15 protein-coding genes are annotated in these 20,372 nt (G+C 66.6%); 10 read left to right on the top strand and 5 right to left on the bottom strand.

Translation table 11 applies throughout. The features are described from left to right. The first annotated feature begins 8 nt into the window (after window positions 1-8). The 3 genes from JFY56_RS12520 to gabP are packed head-to-tail and all read left to right on the top strand — an operon-like array spanning window position 9 to window position 3,379. On the top strand, window positions 9-1,097 hold the full coding sequence (locus tag JFY56_RS12520; protein WP_208314080.1) for an ABC transporter ATP-binding protein: 1,089 nt from the start codon (window positions 9-11) through the stop codon (window positions 1,095-1,097). A gap of 31 nt (window positions 1,098-1,128) precedes the next feature. Then, window positions 1,129-1,914 (top strand): creatininase, encoded by a 786-nt coding sequence (locus tag JFY56_RS12515; protein ID WP_208314079.1) that lies wholly within the window; start codon window positions 1,129-1,131, stop codon window positions 1,912-1,914. Window positions 1,915-1,972: 58 nt separating this feature from the next. Next, window positions 1,973-3,379: a GABA permease gene (gene gabP / locus JFY56_RS12510; RefSeq protein ID WP_208314078.1), complete on the top strand. Its 1,407-nt coding sequence runs from the start codon at window positions 1,973-1,975 to the stop codon at window positions 3,377-3,379. A 211-nt stretch (window positions 3,380-3,590) separates the two neighbouring features. On the opposite strand, the gene JFY56_RS12505 is transcribed toward gabP, so the two are convergent. Then, the gene (locus JFY56_RS12505; protein WP_208314278.1) at window positions 3,591-4,544 is read right to left on the bottom strand and encodes a GlxA family transcriptional regulator; all 954 of its coding nucleotides are present in this window, start codon (window positions 4,542-4,544) and stop codon (window positions 3,591-3,593) included. A gap of 376 nt (window positions 4,545-4,920) precedes the next feature. Between JFY56_RS12505 and glyA the strand changes: the two genes are divergently transcribed. The 7 genes from glyA (at window position 4,921) to fdhA (ending at window position 14,175) form a co-directional block, all read left to right on the top strand. Continuing rightward, entirely contained in the window at window positions 4,921-6,174 is a 1,254-nt protein-coding gene (gene glyA / locus JFY56_RS12500; RefSeq protein WP_208314077.1) for a serine hydroxymethyltransferase, read from the top strand. Between the two features lie 115 nt (window positions 6,175-6,289). Then, complete coding sequence (locus JFY56_RS12495; RefSeq protein ID WP_208314076.1) at window positions 6,290-7,540, top strand: sarcosine oxidase subunit beta; 1,251 nt, start codon at window positions 6,290-6,292, stop codon at window positions 7,538-7,540. A 13-nt stretch (window positions 7,541-7,553) separates the two neighbouring features. Beyond that, window positions 7,554-7,880 carry a sarcosine oxidase subunit delta gene (locus JFY56_RS12490; protein ID WP_208314075.1) on the top strand — a complete coding sequence of 109 codons (327 nt, stop codon included), beginning with the start codon at window positions 7,554-7,556 and terminating at the stop codon, window positions 7,878-7,880. Between the two features lie 4 nt (window positions 7,881-7,884). Beyond that, complete coding sequence (locus tag JFY56_RS12485; protein WP_208314074.1) at window positions 7,885-10,905, top strand: sarcosine oxidase subunit alpha; 3,021 nt, start codon at window positions 7,885-7,887, stop codon at window positions 10,903-10,905. 170 nt (window positions 10,906-11,075) lie between these two features. Next, window positions 11,076-11,711, top strand: coding sequence for a sarcosine oxidase subunit gamma (locus JFY56_RS12480; protein ID WP_208314073.1), 636 nt, complete (start codon window positions 11,076-11,078; stop codon window positions 11,709-11,711). Window positions 11,712-11,845: 134 nt separating this feature from the next. Beyond that, window positions 11,846-12,703: a formyltetrahydrofolate deformylase gene (locus tag JFY56_RS12475; protein WP_208314072.1), complete on the top strand. Its 858-nt coding sequence runs from the start codon at window positions 11,846-11,848 to the stop codon at window positions 12,701-12,703. 272 nt (window positions 12,704-12,975) lie between these two features. Beyond that, window positions 12,976-14,175 carry a formaldehyde dehydrogenase, glutathione-independent gene (gene fdhA / locus JFY56_RS12470; protein WP_208314071.1) on the top strand — a complete coding sequence of 400 codons (1,200 nt, stop codon included), beginning with the start codon at window positions 12,976-12,978 and terminating at the stop codon, window positions 14,173-14,175. Between the two features lie 267 nt (window positions 14,176-14,442). On the opposite strand, the gene JFY56_RS12465 is transcribed toward fdhA, so the two are convergent. The 4 genes from JFY56_RS12465 to JFY56_RS12450 form a co-directional block, all read right to left on the bottom strand. Then, entirely contained in the window at window positions 14,443-15,483 is a 1,041-nt protein-coding gene (locus JFY56_RS12465; RefSeq protein ID WP_208314070.1) for an ABC transporter substrate-binding protein, read from the bottom strand. A gap of 185 nt (window positions 15,484-15,668) precedes the next feature. Continuing rightward, window positions 15,669-17,051 (bottom strand): aspartate aminotransferase family protein, encoded by a 1,383-nt coding sequence (locus JFY56_RS12460; RefSeq protein ID WP_208314069.1) that lies wholly within the window; start codon window positions 17,049-17,051, stop codon window positions 15,669-15,671. Window positions 17,052-17,080: 29 nt separating this feature from the next. After that, entirely contained in the window at window positions 17,081-18,499 is a 1,419-nt protein-coding gene (locus tag JFY56_RS12455; RefSeq protein WP_208314068.1) for an APC family permease, read from the bottom strand. A 41-nt stretch (window positions 18,500-18,540) separates the two neighbouring features. Then, window positions 18,541-20,031 carry an aldehyde dehydrogenase gene (locus tag JFY56_RS12450; protein WP_208314067.1) on the bottom strand — a complete coding sequence of 497 codons (1,491 nt, stop codon included), beginning with the start codon at window positions 20,029-20,031 and terminating at the stop codon, window positions 18,541-18,543. Window positions 20,032-20,372: the final 341 nt, after the last annotated feature.

The following is a 20,372-nucleotide window of genomic DNA, read 5'->3' as shown; positions in this document are numbered from 1 at the left end:
GTAACGACATGAGTCAACCGCTGGTCGTGTTCGATAACGTGGTCAAGCACTTCGGCGAGTTCGTCGCCGTGGAGCGCATGAACCTGGAAATCCACCGGGGCGAATTCGTCGCCATCATGGGCTCCAGCGGCTGCGGCAAGACCACCACGCTGCGCATGCTCGCCGGGCTGGAGAAACCGAGCGAAGGCGAGATCCGCCTGAACGGCGAGCGGATCAACGACCTGCGCTCCTGGGAGCGCGATACCCCGCTGGTGTGGCAGAACCTGGCGCTGTTCCCGTTCCTCAGCGTGGTGGAGAACGTCGAGTTCGGCCTGAAGATGCGCGGCATGGCCAAGGCCGAGCGGCAGCGCAAGGCGCTCGAATGGCTGGATCGCCTCGGCCTTTCCGAGTTCGCCGCGCGAGACATCGCCCAGCTCTCCGGCGGCCAGCGCCAACGCGTGGCGCTGGCCCGTTCGCTGGTCACCGAGCCGCCGATCCTGCTGCTCGACGAACCGCTGAGCGCCCTCGACGCGCACCTCAGCGTGCGCATGCAGGGCGTGCTGACCGGGCTGCAGAAGGACCTCGGCATCACCTTCGTCTACGTCACCCACAGCCAGTCGGAGGCCTTCGCCATGGCCGACCGCGTGGTGATCATGAGCCGTGGACGGGTCGAGCAGGTCGGCACGCCGCAGGCGGTGTTCCGCGAGCCGCACAACCGCTTCGTCGCCGAGTTCGTCGGCGGCAAGAACATCCTCGGTGGCAGCGTCGCCGGCTTCGACGAGTCGGGGCTGGTGCGCGTCGAATCCGAGCACGGCGCCTTCCTCGTCCGTCCGCCCATGGACCGCACAGTGGCGGCCGGCGAGCAGGTGAGCCTGTGTCTGGGCGCCGAGCACATCCAGCTTGGCGAACGCGCGGCGCTGGCCAATCGCCTGGAGTGCCGGGTGGTCGGCGAGGAATTCATCGGCTCGATGGTGAACATCCACCTGGAAAGCGCCAGCGGGCTGGAACTGCAGGTGCAGAAACCGCACGCCGAATACGCCGGCCTCGGCCTGCACGGCGGGCAGAAGATCTTCGCCGGCTGGGACAGCGCCAACGCGTTGATCCTGCGCGGCGAGTGAAGCGATACGTGGAACTGTTGGAGAACAAGCGATGAGCAAGAGTGTTTTCGTCGGCGAGCTGACCTGGAAGGAATACGCAGCCAGGGTCGCCCAGGGTGACTGCGTGATGCTGCTGCCGGTTGGCGCGCTGGAGCAGCACGGCCACCACATGTGCATGAACGTCGACGTGCTGCTGCCCACGGCGGTCTGCAAGCAGGTCGCCGAGCGCATCGATGCGCTGGTGCTGCCGGGCCTGCAGTACGGCTACAAGTCGCAGCAGAAATCCGGCGGCGGCAATCATTTCCCCGGCACCACCAGCCTCGACGGCGCGACCCTGACCGGCACCGTGCAGGACATCATCCGCGAACTGGCGCGCCATGGCGCACGCCGGCTGGTGCTGATGAACGGGCACTACGAGAACTCGATGTTCATCGTCGAGGGCATCGACCTCGCCCTGCGCGAACTGCGCTACGCCGGGATCACCGATTTCCGCGTGGTGGTGCTGTCCTACTGGGACTTCATCCGCGACCCGGCGGTGATCGAGGCGCTGTATCCGGAAGGCTTCCTTGGCTGGGACATCGAGCACGGCGGCGTCTTCGAGACCTCGCTGATGCTGGCCCTCTATCCGCACCTAGTGGACATGGACAAGGTCGTCGACCACCCGCCGGCCACCTTCCCGCCCTACGACGTGTTCCCGGTCATCCCCGAGCGCACGCCGGCCTGCGGCACGCTCTCCTCGGCCCGTGGCGCCAGCCGCGAGAAGGGCGAGCTGATCCTGCGGGTGTGCACCGAGGGCATCGCCGCCGCGGTGCAGGAGGCCTTCGCGACTCCGTCCTGATCGGCCGCACTCCCGCTTGCAAAGCACCCACTCAAACAAGAATACGAGGGTAACCACCATGTCCACGCCCATTCCCAGCGGCGGCCCGGTCCTGGCCGCCGAGCTGAAGCAGCGCCACGTCACCATGCTGTCCATCGCCGGGGCCATCGGCGCCGGCCTGTTCGTCGGCTCCGGCCACGCCATCGCCTCCGCCGGCCCGGCGGCGATCCTGGCCTACCTGATCTCCGGCACGCTGGTGGTGCTGGTCATGCGCATGCTCGGCGAGATGGCCGTGGCCTCGCCCGACACCGGCTCCTTCTCCACCTATGCGGAACGCGCCATCGGCCGCTGGGCGGGCTTCTCCATCGGCTGGCTGTACTGGTGGTTCTGGGTGCTGGTGATCCCGCTGGAAGCGGTGGCGGCCGCGGCGATCCTCAATGCCTGGTTCCCGGCGGTGGCGACCTGGCAATTCGCCCTGGCGGTCACCGCGCTGCTCACCGCGACCAACCTGTTCAGCGTGGCGCGCTACGGCGAGTTCGAGTTCTGGTTCGCCCTGCTCAAGGTGATTGCGGTCATCGGCTTCATCGTGCTCGGCTTCTTCGCCCTCACCGGCGGGTTGCCCGAGCGCGAGGTCAGCGGCCTGATGAAGCTCACCCGGGAGCACGGCGGCTTCATGCCCAACGGCTTCAGCGCGGTGCTCGGCGCGCTGCTGACCACGGTGTTCAGCTTCATGGGCACGGAGATCGTCACCATCGCCGCCGCCGAATCGAAGAACCCGGCCAGGCAGATCACCCGGGCGACCAATTCGGTGGTCTGGCGGATGGGCATCTTCTACATCGTGTCGATCTTCCTGATCGTCTCCATCGTGCCGTGGAACGACCCGCTGCTCGCCGAAGTCGGCTCCTACCAGCGCGCGCTGGAGATCATGAACATCCCCCACGCCAAGCTGATCGTCGACATCGTGGTGCTGATCGCCGTGGCCAGCTGCCTGAACTCGGCGATCTACACCGCCTCGCGCATGGTCTTCTCGCTCAGCAAGCGCGGCGACGGCCCACGCTTCCTGCAGAAGACTTCGCCCAAAGCGGTGCCCTACGCCGCCGTGATGGCCAGCACCGCCGTGGGCTTCCTCACCACCATCATCAACTACTTCGCCCCGGAGAAGGTCTTCGCCTTCCTCCTCGCCAGCTCCGGCGCCGTCGCGTTGCTGGTGTATCTGGTGATCGCCATCTCGCAGCTGCGCATGCGTCGCCAACTGCTCGCCTCGGGCAAGCCGCTGGAGTTCAGCATGTGGCTGTATCCGTGGCTGACCTGGCTGGTGATCCTGTTCATCGTCACGGTGCTGGGCATCATGCTGGCGATGCCGGACCACCGCACGGAAGTGCTGGCGACCGGGATGCTGACGGTGGTGATCGTCTGCCTGGGCCTGATCGACAGCCGCAAGAGTAAGGCACGGCAGCCGATGCCCCTGGCAAGGACGGATTCGTAGGGCGGGTGAAGCCCGCCACAACACCACGAGATGGCGGGTTGCACCCGCCCTACGGTGCGTGGCTGAATCGCGCGCCGTACCTGTAGGAGCCAGGGGGACGCCCAGTTCTTGCTGGCGATCCGGTGTTCCTCGCAGCGAAGGAGTTACCGGTAAGCAAGGCAATCGCCAGCAAGCTGGCTCCTACAAAAAGCCCGGACGCGATCTTCCGCGTCTACGCCCCCAACGGACTCTGCTTCCTCTGCCCCCTTGGCGAGCAGCCAAAGAAGCGGCTGTAGCACTTGGAGAAGTGCGCCGGCGAGGTGAAGCCGCAGGAGAGGGCGACTTCGCGGATCTGCGCTTCGCTGCGCAGCAGCAGGTCGCGGGCGCGGTTGAGGCGGAGTTCGAGGTAGTACTGGCTGGGCGTGCGTTCCAGGTACTTGCTGAACAGCCGCTCCAGCTGGCGCACCGACACCTCGTTGAGCTGCGCCAGTTCTTCCAGCTCCAGCGGTTCCTCCAGGTTGGCCTCCATGATCGCGACGATCTGGCTCAGCTTCGGCTGCGCGGTGCCGAGCTTCTGCCGCAGCGGTACGCGCTGCTGTTCGCGGGAGCCGCGCATGCGGTCGCAGAGCAGCAGTTCGGCGGCGCGGGTGGCGATTTCCACGCCTTTCGGTTCGCGGGCGATCAGTTGCAGGGTCATGTCCATCGCCGCCGTGCCGCCGGAGCAGGTGTAGCGGTCGCGGTCCAGTTCGAACAGCTGGTTGGAGATGACGATGCCGGGGAACCTGTCCTTCAGCTGTTCGATGTCTTCCCAGTGGATGGTGCAGCGGTAGCCGCGCAGCAGGTCGGCGCTGGCCAGCAGGTGGCTGCCGGTGCAGATGCCGCCGAGCGGCACGCCGTGGCGGGCGAGCTTGCGCAGCCAGTCGATCAGGTGGCGGTCGTTTTTCGCCGGGATCGGGTTGGAGCCGACCACGAACAGTGCGTCCAGCTTCGGCGCGTCGTCCACGGAATGGTCGGGCAGCACGCGCATGCCGTTGCTCGCCTGGACCGGTTCGAGGTCGCGGGCGATCAGCAGGGTTCGGTACAGCGTGCGGTGCGCGGCCAGGTTGGCCATGCGCAGGGTTTCCACCGCCGAGGCGAAGCCGATGGTGGTGAAGTTGGGGATCAGCAGGAAGCCGTAGGTCTTCATGCCGGGTGTCGGGTTGGCGACAGGCGTCCGCTCGCTGGCGGCTGCCTGGGAAGTGCTAGCCATCTGGAAAATTCCTCCACTGCGATGACCGGGTGAGGGCAGTCAAATGCAGTCCGTGTTTCTTGTTTTTCTGCGACACGAGGTCGACGCCCAGTCTACACCCGGCCGCCCTTCCCGGCAGTCGCCGCGCGGCACGGGTGACGGCAGGTAGTAGGCCGGGTCGGTTTGGGCATTTTGAGGTCGTAAACAGGCAAACGGAGGTCATGGCGCTTACGCACAATCGATTGCAACTGGCTCATACCGACCGCTGCATCCAGCGTCCCGGAAAGCCGCCACCCAACAAGGCGACACAGGCTTGTCGCACGGAGACCCCGCGATGTTCAGCAAGCACGACCAGATCCAGGGCTATGACGATGAACTGTTCGCCGCGATGCAGGCCGAGGATGCCCGTCAGGAAGACCACCTCGAACTGATCGCCTCGGAGAACTACACCAGCAAGCGCGTCATGCAGGCCCAGGGCAGCGGGCTGACCAACAAGTACGCCGAAGGGTATCCGGCCAAGCGCTACTACGGCGGCTGCGAGCACGTGGACAAGGTCGAGCAGTTGGCCATCGACCGCGCCAGGCAGCTGTTCGGCGCCGACTATGCCAACGTCCAGCCGCACTCCGGTTCGCAGGCCAACTCGGCGGTCTACCTGGCGCTGCTGCAGGCCGGCGACACCATCCTCGGCATGAGCCTGGCCCACGGCGGCCACCTGACCCACGGCGCCAAGGTGTCGTCCTCCGGCAAGCTGTACAACGCCGTGCAGTACGGCCTGAACACCGACACCGGGCTGATCGACTACGACGAAGTGGAGCGCCTGGCGCTGGAGCACAAGCCGAAGATGATCGTCGCCGGCTTCTCCGCCTACTCGAAAACCCTCGACTTCCCGCGCTTCCGCGAGATCGCCGACAAGGTGGGTGCCTACCTGTTCGTCGACATGGCCCACGTCGCTGGTCTCGTGGCCGCCGGCCTGTACCCGAACCCGCTGCCCTACGCCGACGTGGTCACCACCACCACCCACAAGACCCTGCGCGGCCCGCGCGGCGGCCTGATCCTGGCGCGCGGCAACGAGGAGATCGAGAAGAAGCTCAACTCCGCCGTCTTCCCCGGCGCCCAGGGCGGCCCGCTGATGCACGTGATCGCGGCCAAGGCGGTGTGCTTCAAGGAAGCGCTGGAGCCGGGCTTCAAGGACTACCAGGCCCAGGTGATCCGGAACGCCCAGGCCATGGCCAGCGTGTTCATCGACCGTGGCTACGACGTGGTCTCCGGCGGTACCGACAACCACCTGTTCCTGCTCTCGCTGATCAAGCAGGGCCTGACCGGCAAGGACGCCGACGCCGCCCTTGGTCGCGTTGGCATCACGGTGAACAAGAACGCCGTGCCGAACGATCCGCAGAGCCCGTTCGTCACCTCCGGCATCCGCATCGGCACCCCGGCCATCACCACCCGCGGGCTGAAGGAAGAGCAGAGCCGCGAGCTGGCCGGCTGGATCTGCGACGTGCTGGATCACCTGGGTGATGCGGACGTAGAGGCCAAGGTGGCCAGCCAGGTCGCCGGGCTGTGCGCGGATTTCCCGGTTTATCGTTGAAGATCCCCCTTCTCCCTCCGGGAGAAGGTGCCCGAAGGGCGGATGAGGGGCCGGCAAAACCCCTCACCCCAGCCCTCTCCCAAAGGGAGAGGGAGCAAAGATTAGGAGCACCCACATGCAACGCTACTCCGGCTTCGGCCTGTTCAAGCATTCCCTGAGCCACCACGAGAACTGGCAGCGCATGTGGCGCACGCCGACGCCGAAGCAGGTCTACGACGTGGTCATCGTCGGCGGTGGCGGGCACGGCCTGGCGACTGCCTATTACCTGGCCAAGGAACACGGCATCACCAATGTCGCGGTGGTCGAGAAGGGCTGGCTGGGCGGCGGCAACACCGCGCGCAACACCACCATCGTCCGCTCCAACTACCTGTGGGACGAATCCGCGCAGCTCTACGAGCACGCGATGAAGCTGTGGGAAGGCCTGTCCCAGGACCTGAACTACAACGTCATGTTCTCCCAGCGCGGCGTCTACAACCTCTGCCACACCCTGCAGGACATGCGCGACGGCGAGCGCCGCGTGAGCGCCAACCGCCTCAACGGCGTGGACGGCGAGCTGCTCAACGCGCAGCAGGTGGCCGAGGAAATCCCCTACCTGAACTGCACCAAGAGCGCCCGCTATCCGATCATGGGTTCCACCGTGCAGCGTCGCGGCGGCGTGGCCCGTCACGATGCGGTGGCCTGGGGCTTCGCCCGCGCGGCCGACGCCCTCGGCGTGGACCTGATCCAGCAGACCGAAGTGATCGGCTTCCGCAAGCAGGACGGCGTGGTCATCGGCGTCGAGACCAATCGCGGCTTCATCGGCGCGAAACGTGTCGGCGTGGTCACCGCCGGTAACTCCGGGCACATGGCCAAGCTCGCCGGCTTCCGCCTGCCGATCGAATCGCACCCGCTGCAGGCGTTGGTATCCGAGCCGCTGAAGCCGATCATCGACAGCGTGATCATGTCCAACGCCGTGCACGGCTACATCAGCCAGTCGGACAAGGGCGACCTGGTCATCGGCGCCGGCATCGACGGCTACAACGGCTACGGCCAGCGCGGTTCCTACCCGGTGATCGAGCACACCCTGCAGGCCATCGTCGAGATGTTCCCGGTGCTCTCGCGCGTACGCATGAACCGCCAGTGGGGCGGCATCGTCGACACCACGCCGGACGCCTGCCCGATCATCGGCAAGACCCCGGTGAAGAACCTGTTCTTCAACTGCGGCTGGGGCACCGGCGGCTTCAAGGCGACTCCCGGCTCGGGCAACGTCTTCGCCGCCACCCTCGCCAAGGGCGAGCCGCATCCGCTGGCCGCGCCCTTCTCCATCGACCGATTCCACTCCGGCGCGCTGATCGACGAGCACGGCGCCGCTGCCGTCGCACACTAAGAGGGCCCACATCATGTTGCACATCTTCTGCCCCCACTGCGGCGAGCTGCGTTCCGAAGAGGAATTCCACGCCAAGGGCCAGGCGCACATTCCGCGCCCGCTCGACCCCAACGCCGTCAGCGACGAGGAATGGGGCGACTACATGTTCTTCCGCGACAACCCGCGCGGCCTGCACCACGAGCTGTGGGTGCACGCCACCGGCTGCCGCAAGTATTTCAACGTCACCCGCCACACGGTGACCTACGAAATCCTCGAAACCTACAAGATCGGCGAGAAACCCAGCGTCACCACCGAAGCCGAGAAGAAAGCCGCCGCACAGCCCGCAGTCGAGAAGGCCTGAGACCATGAGCCAGATCAATCGTCTTTCCCGTGGCGGTCGCATCGACCGCAGCAAGTCGCTGACCTTCAACTTCAACGGCCAGCAATACCAGGGTTACGCCGGCGACAGCCTGGCCGCCGCGCTGCTGGCCAACGGCGTCGATATCGTCGGCCGCAGCTTCAAGTACTCGCGCCCGCGCGGCATCGTCGCCGCCGGCCCCGAGGAGCCGAATGCGATCCTGCAGATCGGTTCCCGCGAAGCCACCCAGATCCCCAACGTGCGCGCCACCCAGCAGGCGCTGTACGACGGCCTGGTGGCGAGCAGCACCAACGGCTGGCCGAACGTGCAGAACGACCTGATGGGCGTGTTCGGCAAGGTCGGCGGCAAGATGATGCCGCCCGGCTTCTACTACAAGACCTTCATGTACCCGCAGTCGATGTGGCCGACCTACGAGAAGTACATCCGCAAGGCCGCCGGCCTGGGACGTGCTCCGACTGAAGTCGATCCGGACAGCTACGACTGGCTGAACCATCACTGCGACGTGCTGGTGGTCGGCGCCGGCCCCGCTGGTCTGGCCGCAGCCCTCGCCGCCGCGCGCAGCGGTGCGCGGGTGATCATCGCTGACGAACAGGAAGAGTTCGGCGGCAGCCTGCTGGACAGCCGCGAAACCCTCGACGGCAAGCCCGCCGACGAGTGGGTCGCACAGGTCATCGCCGAGCTGCAGAGCATGCGCGAAGTCACCCTGCTGCCGCGCTCCACGGTCAACGGCTACCACGACCACAACTTCCTCACCATCCACGAGCGGCGCACCGACCATCTGGGCGAGACCGCTCCGCTTGGCCAGGTGCGCCAGCGCGTCCACCGCGTGCGCGCCAAGCGCGTGGTGCTGGCCGCCGGCGCCCACGAGCGTCCGCTGGTCTATTCGAACAACGACCTGCCCGGCAACATGCTCGCCGGCGCGGTTTCCACCTACGTGCGCCGCTACGGCGTGGCGCCCGGCAAGAAGCTGGTGCTGTCGACCAACAACGACTACGCCTACCGCGTCGCCCTGGACTGGCAGGAAGCCGGCCTGCAGGTGGTCGCCATCGCCGATGCGCGTCCGAATCCGCGCGGCGAGTGGGTCGAGGAAGCCCGCAAGCGCGGCATGCGCGTGATCACCGGCAGCGCCGTGATCGAAGCGCGCGGCAGCAAGCGCGTGAGCGGCGCCAAGGTCGCGCCGATCGACAGCTTCCGCATGAAGGTCACCGCCCCCGGCGACTGGCTGGACTGCGACCTGATCGCCAGTTCCGGCGGCTACAGCCCGGTGGTGCACCTGGCCTCGCACCTGGGCGGCAAGCCGGAATGGCGTGAAGACATCCTCGCCTTCGTCCCCGGCCTGGCCTTCCAGAAGCGCATCTGCGCCGGCGCGGTGAATGGCGTGTTCCGTCTCGCCGACGCCCTCGTCGACGGCTACCAGGCCGGCACCCAGGCAGCGCTGGAAAGCGGCTTCAAGGCCGTCGAAGGCGACCTGCCGAAAGCCCCGGAACGCCGCGAGGAAGACACCCTGGCGCTGTTCCAGGTGCCCCACGAGAAATCCACCGCGCGGGCGCCCAAGCAGTTCGTCGATCCGCAGAACGATGTGACCGCCGCCGCCATCGAACTGGCCTGCCGCGAGGGCTTCGAGTCCATCGAGCACGTCAAGCGCTACACCGCGCTCGGCTTCGGCACCGACCAGGGCAAGCTCGGCAACATCAACGGCCTGGCCATCGCCGCGCGCGCCCAGGGCAAGAGCATCGCCGACACCGGCACCACCATGTTCCGCCCGAACTACACCCCGGTGACCTTCGGCGCCGTCGCCGGCCGTCACTGCGGCCACCTGTTCGAACCGGTGCGCTTCACCGCCCTGCACGCCTGGCACGTGAAGAACGGCGCCGAGTTCGAGGACGTCGGCCAGTGGAAGCGCCCGTGGTACTTCCCCAAGCGCGGCGAAGACATGCACGCCGCCGTGGCCCGCGAATGCCGCGCCGTGCGTGAGAAGGTCGGCCTGCTGGACGCCTCCACCCTCGGCAAGATCGACATCCAGGGCCCGGACGCGCGCGAGTTCCTCAACCGCGTCTACACCAACGCCTGGACCAAGCTGGACGTGGGCAAGGCCCGCTACGGCCTGATGTGCAAGGAAGACGGCATGGTCTTCGACGACGGCGTGACCGCCTGCCTCGCCGACAACCATTTCGTCATGACCACCACCACCGGCGGCGCCGCCCGCGTGCTGGAGTGGCTGGAGCTGTACCACCAGACCGAATGGCCGGAGCTGAAGGTGTACTTCACCTCGGTCACCGACCACTACGCGACCCTGACCCTGTCCGGCCCGAACAGCCGCAAGCTGCTCGCCGAAGTCACCGACATCGACCTCGGCAAGGACGCCTTCCCGTTCATGACCTGGAAGGAAGGCAAGGTCGCCGGCGTACCGGCCCGCGTGTTCCGCATCTCCTTCACCGGCGAGCTGAGCTACGAGGTGAACATCCAGGCCGACTACGCCATGGGTGTGCTGGAGAAGCTGGTCGAGCACGGCGAGAAGTACGGCCTGACCCCGTACGGCACCGAGACCATGCACGTCCTGCGCGCCGAGAAGGGCTTCATCATCATCGGCCAGGACACCGACGCCTCGGTCACCCCGGACGACCTGAACATGGGTTGGGCCGTGGGTCGCACCAAGCCGTTCTCCTGGATCGGCTGGCGCGGCATGAACCGCAGCGACACCCTGCGCAGCGACCGCAAGCAACTGGTCGGCCTCAAGCCCACCAACCCGTCGGACGTGCTGCCAGAGGGCGCGCAACTGGTGTTCACCACCCAGCAGGCGATCCCGATGAACATGGTCGGCCACGTCACCTCCAGCTACATGAGCTCCACCCTCGGCTACAGCTTCGCCATGGCCGTGGTGAAAGGCGGGCTCAAGCGCATGGGCGAGAAGGTCTACGCACCGCTGGCCGACGGCCGGGTGATCGAGGCGGAGATCTGCAGCTCGGTGTTCTACGACCCGAAAGGGGAACGGCAGAACGTGGATTGAGATCGGCGCCGGACTGTTCCCTCACCCCAACCCTCTCCCGGAGGGAGAGGGGGTAGACCGCGCCGACCGGGAAGCACATCACTCACAACCCACTCGAACCAGCCCCCTCTCCCCCTGGGAGAGGGTTGGGGTGAGGGCCAAGGCCACACAGAGCCTGAGGTGAACAGAACATGACCAAAGCAAACGTCTACCAGCAACGCCCGGAAGCCGGCGTACACGCCGAATCCCCGCTCCATCACGCCGAGCTGTACAAGCTCGCCGGCCGCGGCAATCCGCAGTCCGGGATCGTCCTGCGCGAGAAGAAACTGCTCGGCCACCTGACCCTGCGCGGCGACGCCAAGGACCCGGCCTTCGCCGGCGGCGTGCACAAGGCGCTCGGCCTGGAGCTGCCGGTGGCCCTGACCCTGGCTGCCAAGGGCGATATCTCCCTGCAATGGATGGCCCCGGACGAGTGGCTGCTGATCGTCCCGAGCGGCGAGGAACTGGCCGTCGAGCAGAAGCTGCGCAAGGCCCTCGGCGAGGAACTGCACTACTCGGTGGTCAACATCAGCGGCGGGCAGACCGTGCTGGAACTCTCCGGCCCGAAAGTCCGCGAACTGCTGATGAAGTCCACCAGCTACGACGTGCACCCGAGCAACTTCCCGGTGGGCAAGGCCGTCGGCACCGTGTTCGCCAAGGCCACCTGCGTGATCCGCCACACCGGCGAGGACACCTGGGAACTGATCGTGCGCCGCAGCTTCTCCGACTACTTCTGGCTCTGGCTGCAGGATGCAAGTGCCGAGTACGGCCTGAAGGTAGCTGCGTAAACGCCATTGGTTGGCGGGAGCGTAGGTTGGCGCTGAGCTTGCGAAGCCCAACATTGCCCACCCCGCCCACCGTTGGGCTTCGCTGCGCTCAGCACCAACCTACGTCCAGCGCCAACCGAAACCGGGAGACCGAGATGAGCCGCACCCCCGATACCTGGATTCTCACCGCCGACAGTCCGAGCCTGCTGGGCACCGTGGACGTGGTCACGCGCTATCTCTACGAGCAGCGCTGCTACGTCACCGAGCACCACTCGTTCGACGACCGCCTGGCGCAGCGCTTCTTCATCCGCATCGAGTTCCATGCCGGTGATGGCTTCGACGAGGCGGTGTTCCGCGCCGGACTGGTCGAGCGCACCGCGCCGTTCCAGATGAACGTCGCGCTGACCCCGCCGGGTTATCGCAGCAAGGTGGCGATCATGGTCTCCAAGGCCGACCACTGCCTGAACGACCTGCTCTACCGCCAGCGCATCGGCCAGTTGCCGATGGACGTGGTGGCGGTGATCTCCAACCATCCGGACCTGGAACCGCTGGCCCGCTGGCACGGCATCCCCTACCACCACTTCCCCCTCGACCCGCGCGACAAGGCTGCGCAGGAGGCCAAGGTGTGGCAGGTGCTGGAGGAAACCGGCGCGGAACTGGTGATCCTCGCCCGCTACATGCAGGTGCTCTCCCCCGAGCTGTGCCGCAAGCTGGACGGCTGGGCGATCAACATCCACCACTCGCTGCTGCCCGGCTTCAAGGGCGCCAAGCCGTACCACCAGGCGTACCAGAAGGGCGTCAAGCTGGTCGGCGCCACCGCCCACTACATCAACAACGACCTCGACGAGGGGCCGATCATCGCCCAGGGCGTCGAGTCGGTGGACCACTCGCACTACCCGGAAGACCTGATCGCCAAGGGCCGCGATATCGAGTGCCTGACCCTGGCAAGGGCGGTTGGGTATCACATCGAGCGAAGGGTGTTCCTTAACGCCAATCGGACGGTGGTGTTGTAGAACCAACCCTCACCCCTGCCCTCTCCCAGAGGGAGAGGGGGTTTCACGGAGTGGCCGGGTAGCACGAAGTTTCAACGAACACCGGAACGCCCCCTCTCCCTCCGGGAGAGGGTTGGGGTGAGGGGAAGCCTTCGCCCAAGCAACACCGACAGCCACCGGACTGCCAGCTTTTCCGGCGCCTGTCGCGCAACAGCAACAGACGAATTCCCAGTGCAATGCCGCTCGGCCTCGGTGCCGCGCATTCGTACCCACAACGACAATGAGGAATAGCTATGTCTGGTAATCGTGGTGTCGTGTATCTCGGAGCCGGAAAGGTCGAGGTGCAGAACATTCCCTATCCGAAGATGCAGGACCCCCAAGGCAAGCAGATCGACCACGGCGTGATCCTGCGCGTGGTTTCCACCAACATCTGCGGTTCCGACCAGCACATGGTGCGCGGCCGTACCACCGCGCCGGTCGGCCTGGTGCTTGGTCACGAGATCACCGGCGAAGTCGTGGAAATCGGCCGTGGCGTCGAGACCATGAAGATCGGCGACCTGGTCTCAGTACCCTTCAACGTCGCCTGTGGCCACTGCCGCACCTGCAAGGAACAGCACACCGGCGTCTGCCTGACCGTCAACCCGGCCCGCGCCGGCGGCGCCTACGGCTACGTCGACATGGGCGGCTGGGTCGGTGGCCAGGCCGAATACGTGCTGGTCCCCTACGCCGATTTCAACCTGCTGAAACTGCCGAACCGCGAGATGGCGATGGAGAAGATCCGCGACCTGACCTGCCTCTCGGACATCCTGCCCACCGGCTACCACGGCGCGGTCACCGCCGGTGTCGGCCCGGGCAGCACGGTATACATCGCTGGCGCCGGTCCGGTCGGCCTGGCTGCCGCCGCTTCCGCCCGCCTGCTCGGTGCGGCCGTGGTGATCGTCGGCGACGTCAACCCGACCCGCCTGGCCCACGCCAAGGCCCAGGGCTTCGAAATCGCCGACCTGTCGAAAGACACCCCGCTGCACGAGCAGATCGCCGACCTGCTGGGCGAACCGGAAGTCGACTGCGCCGTCGACGCCGTGGGCTTCGAAGCGCGCGGCCACGGCCACAGCGGCTCGCAGCATGAAGCACCGGCTACCGTATTGAACTCGCTGATGGGCGTGGTCCGCGTCGCCGGCAAGATCGGCATCCCCGGCCTCTACGTCACCGAAGACCCGGGCGCGGTGGACGACGCCGCCAAGCACGGCAGCCTGAGCATCCGCTTCGGTCTCGGCTGGGCGAAATCCCACACCTTCCACACCGGCCAGACCCCGGTGATGAAGTACAACCGCCAGCTGATGCAGGCCATCATGTGGGACCGCATCAAGATCGCCGACATCGTCGGGGTGGAAGTCATCACCCTCGACGACGCGCCGAAAGGCTACGGCGAGTTCGATGCCGGCGTGCCGAAGAAATTCGTCATCGACCCGCACAACCTGTTCCGCGCCGCGTAACCACGCAGCATCCAACCCCGGCTGCGGCGTCCCCGCTGCGGTCTCTCTCCGAGGGAGCCTTAGGGCTCCCTTTTTTTGTGCCGTGATTGGCGGGTTGCACCCGCCCTACCGCAAATGCGACGCCATGTAGGATGGGTTGAGCTTGCGATACCCATCATCCACGACCGCATGGGTATCGCTGCGCTCAACCCATCCTACGAAAAGCCCCGATAGACGTGGAGCCGGCGTAGGGCGGGTGCAACCCGCCAATCCATCAATACCGCGGTCTTACCGCGCCGCCCACGCGTTGAAGCGCTGTTCCAGCTCCTCGCCGTGGTCGACCCAGAACTCCGAATCAACCGAACGCGCACCTTCCAGGTTGGCCGGGGCGGTGGGCAGGTTGGCCTGTACATCGGCCGGCAGCAGGCCCAACGCATCCTTGTGCACCGGCCCGTAGGGGATGTTCTCGGCGAACACCTTCTGCGTCTGCGGCTGGCTGGCGAAGGCGATGAATTTCTCCGCCAGCGCCTTGTTCTTGGTGCCCTTCACCACCGCCCAGTATTCCGGGTCGTAGAGGCTGCCGGGCCATACGATGCCGAGCTTCACGCCTTCCTTCTGCGCGGCGGCGATGCGGCCGTTGTAGGCGGCGCTCATCACCACGTCGCCGGCGGCGAGCCACTGCGGCGGCTGGGCGCCGGCTTCCCACCACTGGATGTTCGGCTTGATCTGGTCGAGCTTGGCGAAGGCGCGGGTGACGCCTTCCGGCGTGGCGAGCACCTTGTAGATGTCTTCCGACTTCACCCCGTCGGCCAGCAGGGCGACTTCCAGGGTGTACTTGGCGCCCTTGCGCAGGCCACGCTTGCCGGGGAAGTCCTTGACGTTCCAGAAGTCCGCCCAGGAGGTCGGCGCCTTGGCCAGCTTCTCGCCGTTGTAGGCCATCACCATCGACCAGACGTAGGTGGCCACGCCGCACTCGCTGAGGGTGCCGGGGACGAACTGCGCCTCGTCGCCGAAGGCCGCCGGGTCGAGGCGCTCGAACAGGCCTTCCTCGCAGCCGCGCAGCAGTTCGGGGCTTTCCACCTCGACCACGTCCCAGCTGACCTGGCCGACATCGACCATGGCTTTCACCTTGGCCATCTCGCCGTTGTATTCGCCAGCGACCACGGTGCCGGCGCCGGACTGGTTGAAGGGTTTGAAGTAGGCCTGCTCCTGGGCCGCCTTGGTGGCGCCGCCGAAGGAGATGACGGTGATGCTCTGCGATTGCGCCTGGGCGGCGCCGGTGAACGCGGCGAAGACCGCGCAGGTGAGGGTTGGCAAGGACACTTTCATGGAACGAACTCCCACAGCCGATTGGCGTTGTTGTGTGTTGCGGGGCAGTTACCGGCCAGGAGCCGGACAAAGGGGTTCCATCGCGCGGGCCTCGTTGGACCCGCGGCGTTGTTGTGGAGGTAGGGCGGGTGAAACCCGCCATCGGCGCGCAAGGCGGGTTGCACCCGCCCTACGTCGACCGGGGCTTACAGCACCCCGATCTCCTGCGCCGTGCGGTCGACCGCGATGCGGGTCTTGTCGATCAGTTCGTCGATCTCCGCGCGGGTCGCCACCAGGGCCGGGGCCATGATCATGCGGCCCAAGGTCGAGCGGATGATCACGCCCTCCTCGAAACCGATGGTGCGGCAGCGCCAGGCGATGTCGTTTTCGTTGGCGAAGCGCTTGCGGCTGGCCTTGTCTTCGGCGAACTGCAGCGCGGCGACCAGGCCGGCGCCCTGGATGTCGCCCACCAGCGGATGCTCGCCGAACACTTCGCGCAGGCATTGCTGCAGGTACGGGCCGGTGTCGCTCTTCACCTGGGTGACCACGCCTTCGTCGCGCAGCGCCTTCAGGTTGGCGATGGCGACTGCGGCGGCTACCGGGTGTCCGGAGTAGGTCAGGCCGTGGGCGAACACGCCGCCCTGCTCGACCAGCACCTCGGCCATGCGCTTGCTCAGCACCAGGCCGCCCATGGGGATGTAGCCGCTGGTCAGGCCCTTGGCGATGGACAGGGTGTCCGGCTCGAAACCGAAGTGCTGGTGAGCCATCCATTCGCCGGTACGGCCGAAGCCGCCGATCACTTCGTCGGCGCACAGCAGCACGTCGTACTTGCGGCAGATGCGCTGGATTTCCGGCCAGTAGCTTTCCGGCGGGAAGATCATGCCGCCGGCGCCCTGGAACGGCTCAGCGACGAACGCGGCGACGTTGTCGGCGCCCAGTTCGAGGATCTTCTCTTCCAACTGGCGTGCGGCGCGCAGGCCGAATTCCGCCGGGGTCAGGTTGCCTTCGTGGGCGAACCAGTAGGGTTCGTCGATGTGCGCGATGTCCGGCAGCATGCCGCCCATCTCGTGCATGAACTTCATGCCGCCGAGCGCGGTGCTGCCCAGGGTCGAGCCGTGGTAGCCGTTCCAGCGGCCGATCATGATCTTCTTCTGCGGCTTGCCGAGGATCTGCCAGTAGCGGCGCACGGTGCGGATCAGCACCTCGTTGGCCTCGGAGCCGGAGTTGGTGTAGATCGCGTGGCTGTAGTGGCCGGGCAGCAGGCTGAAGAGCAGCTCGGACAGTTCCACCACCGCCGGGTGGGTGGTGTGGAAGAACATGTTGTAGTACGGCAGCTGTTCCAGCTGGCGGGTGGCGGCGGCGGCCAGGTCCTTGCGGCCATAACCGAGCTGGGTGCACCACAGGCCGGACATGCCGTCGAGGTAGCGCTTGCCGTCGTTGTCCCAGAGGTACAGGCCCTCGCCGCGCACCATCACGCGCGGGCCTTCCTCGTTCAGCGCCTTCTGGTCGAGGAACGCATGGATGTGGTGGGCCGCGTCCGCCGCCTGGTAGTCGCGGGTTTCACGCTGTTGAGTGGTCTTGTCAGTCATCGACTTTCTCCTAGTTCCCTCGGCGAGTTTCAGGCCAGAGGGGATTGCAGGGGATCGAGGGCGACGGACTTGCCCTGGGCAGTCTCACCGGCCGTCTCGAGCGGTTCGGGTACGAAAAGGGGTTTGCGCATCACCAGCTTGATCCACACCACCGCCACCAGCGAGACCACGCCCAGCACCACGCCTGCGCTGGCGAAGATGCGGCCGGTCATTTCCGGGGTCGGGGACACGTGAACCACGGCGTAGATCATGCCGGCGATGCCGAACACCTGCGGCCACGGGTAGAACGGCGTGCGGAACGGCCGCGCGATCTGCGGGTAGCGGCGGCGCAGGGCCAGCACGTCGACGTGGGCGATGATGTAGGCGAGCAGCCAGGACAGCGCGGCGGCCAGCAGCAGGATGTTGATCGCGTCCGGGTTGTCGCCGAGCAGGACGATCGGCATGCCGGTGATGGCGGCGACGAACAGCACGGCCACCCACGGGGTGCGCGCCTTGCTGAGCCACTTGAACTGCGGGAAGGCCTGGCCGTTCTGCGCCATGCCGTAGAGCATGCGCGGGATGGCCGCCAGCGACGAGTTCAGCGTGCTGCAGGTGGCGGTGATCGCGGCGATCACCAGGAACAGCTGGCCGTAGTCGCCGAACACCTTGTTGGCGAAGGTGAAGTGCGGCAGCAGGTCGCCGGCCAGTTCCTCGCCGGGAATCAGCATCAGCGCGCCGAGGCAGTACAGGGCGATGGTGAGGAAGATGATGGTCAGGCCGAGGATCATCGAGCGCGGGATGTTGCGCTCCGGACGCCGGGTTTCCTCCACCAGCGGGCAGACGAACTCGGCACCGACGAAGCCCCACACGGCCAGTGCGGTCAGCGCCAGCACGCCGACGCCCAGCGGGTTCCAGCCACTGGCCACGGCGGTCGACACGGCAGCCCCGTCATGGCTCACCGCGCCCAGCCCGAGCAGCAGCAGGACGATCATCATCACCAGCGCCAGCACGCTCTGCAGGCGCGCGAAGATGTCGATGCCGAGCAGGTTGAGCACCGTGAACAGGCCGAGCACGCCATAGGCGATGAACATCGGCGGCACGCTGCCCGGGTAGACCTTGCCGATGATCATGTCGAGCAGCAGCAGTTCGGCGGAGAGGGCGAACATCGCCACCACCACGTAGCCGGAGAAGGTCGCCAGGATCGCCGGGAAATGCCCGATGGCGACCTCGGTGTAGCTGCTCAGGCCGCCGGCGCGGGGGATCATCAGCGCCAGTTCGGAGAAGGAGAAGGCGTAGCTCAGGGCCAGCAGGTAGGCCACCCCGAGCGGCACGATGAAGCCGAGGCCGGCGCTGCCGGCGCCCTGCAGCATCAGCACCATCACGCCCTGGGAAACCACCAGGCCGATGGCCACGGCCAGCAGCGGGCCGAGGCCCAGTACGCGACGCAGGGTTGGTTGTTGCACGCTCATGCGGATGTTCTCTTGTTGTCTTTATCGGGTCCGGATGGCACTCAGCGCAGCTGGAACCAGGTGGTCTTCAGCTGCGTGTACTTGTCGAACGAGTGCAGCGACAGGTCGCGGCCGAAGCCGGACTGCTTGCCGCCGCCGAAGGGCACGCAGGGGTCGAGGGCATCCACCGTGTTGACCGACACGGTGCCGGCATTCAGCCGGCGCGCCACGCGGTGCGCACGGTTGAGGTCGTCGCTCCACAGCGAGGCGGCCAGGCCGTAGACGCTGTCGTTGGCCAGCCGGACGGCCTCGTCCTCGCTGTCGAACGCGGTGACTGCAAGCACCGGGCCGAACACTTCGTCGCGGGCCAGGCGCTGTTGCGGATCGACGCCGGTAAAGATGGTCGGCTCGATGAAGTTGTCCGAGCCGTTGAAGCTCAGCTGGCGACCGCCGCAGGCGAGTTTCGCGCCGCTACTCTGCGTCTCGTCGATGAAGCGCAGGATGCCGGCGGTCTGCTTGCCATCGACGATGGCGCCGGCACGGCTGGCCGGGTCGAGCGGGTCGCCGGGCAGCCAGTCGCGGGACCTGGCGATCAGGCGTTCGACGAATTCGTCATGGATCGAGCGCTCCACCAGCAGTCGTGAGTTGGCCGAGCAGACTTCGCCCTGGTTGAAGAAAATGCCGAAGGCCGCTTTTTCTGCCGCAAGATCGAGGTCGCGGCAATCGGCAAACACGAGATTCGGGCTCTTGCCGCCGCACTCCAGCCAGACCTGCTTGAGGTTGGACTGCGCGGCGTACTGCATGAAGTACTTGCCCACCTGGGTCGAGCCGGTGAACACCAGCGAGTCCACATCCATGTGCAGGCCGAGGGCCTTGCCGGCGGTTTCACCGAGGCCCGGCACGACGTTCAGCACGCCTTCCGGAAGGCCGGCTTCCAGCGCCAGTTCGGCCAGGCGCAGGGCGGAGAACGGCGACTGCTCGGCCGGCTTGAGCACCACCGAGTTGCCGGCGGCCAGCGCCGGGGCGAGCTTCCAGGCGGCCATGTCGAGCGGGAAGTTCCACGGCACCACAGCGCCGATCACGCCCAGCGGCACGCGGGTGATGGTGGCGAGGGCGTCCTGGGCGGTCGGTGCGACCTGGTCGTAGAGCTTGTCGAGGCTTTCCGCGTACCAGGCGAACACGCCGGCGGCGCCGGGGACGTCGATGTTCCAGGCGTCATTCACCGGCTTGCCCATGTTCAGCGAGTCGAGCAGCGCCAGTTCCTCGCGGTTGGCCATCATCAGTTCGCTGAGCCTGAGCAGCACGGCCTTGCGCTCGCGCGGCGCCATGCGCGCCCAGGGGCCGCTCTCGAAGGCCCGGCGCGCGCTGCGCACGGCGGCGTCGATTTCCGCCTCGCCGCAGGCTGCGACTTTCGCCAGCAGGCGGTTGGTGGCCGGATCGATGGAATCGAAGGTGGCGCCATCGGCGGCGGCCACGCGGCGGCCGTCGATCAGGGCGCTATCGATGAAGGTCTGACGTGCGGCACGCTGTTGCCAGTCGTTGAGTTGGTACACCACGGCACTCCCGCTCACGAGCGTTATTGTTCTGAGATGGGATCAGATGGTCGCGCAAGGGCCGGCGTAGGAAAAATATTAAATATGTCTTCGGGGTATACGAAAAAGCTGGGTAGCCGTGCACCGGCAAAGTGCGTTGTGCTGGGTTATTGTGCAGGGCATGGGGACCGAGCTGGCACGCCCTCACCCCTGCCCTCTCCCGGAGGGAGAGGGGGTTGTCCGGCAGAACGCCAATGCATCCCCCATCACCGAACCAGTCCCCTCTCCCCTTGGGAGAGGGCTAGGGTGAGGGAAAAGCAGGCCCACTCCTTGCTTTCCCCCAACGCTCCACAGAACCACCC

The organism is Pseudomonas schmalbachii, from assembly GCF_017589465.1.
Classification (GTDB): Bacteria; Pseudomonadota; Gammaproteobacteria; order Pseudomonadales; family Pseudomonadaceae; genus Pseudomonas; species Pseudomonas schmalbachii.
The sequence above is the reverse complement of the archived record's forward strand: the minus strand, read 5'-3'. Positions and strand labels throughout refer to the sequence as shown.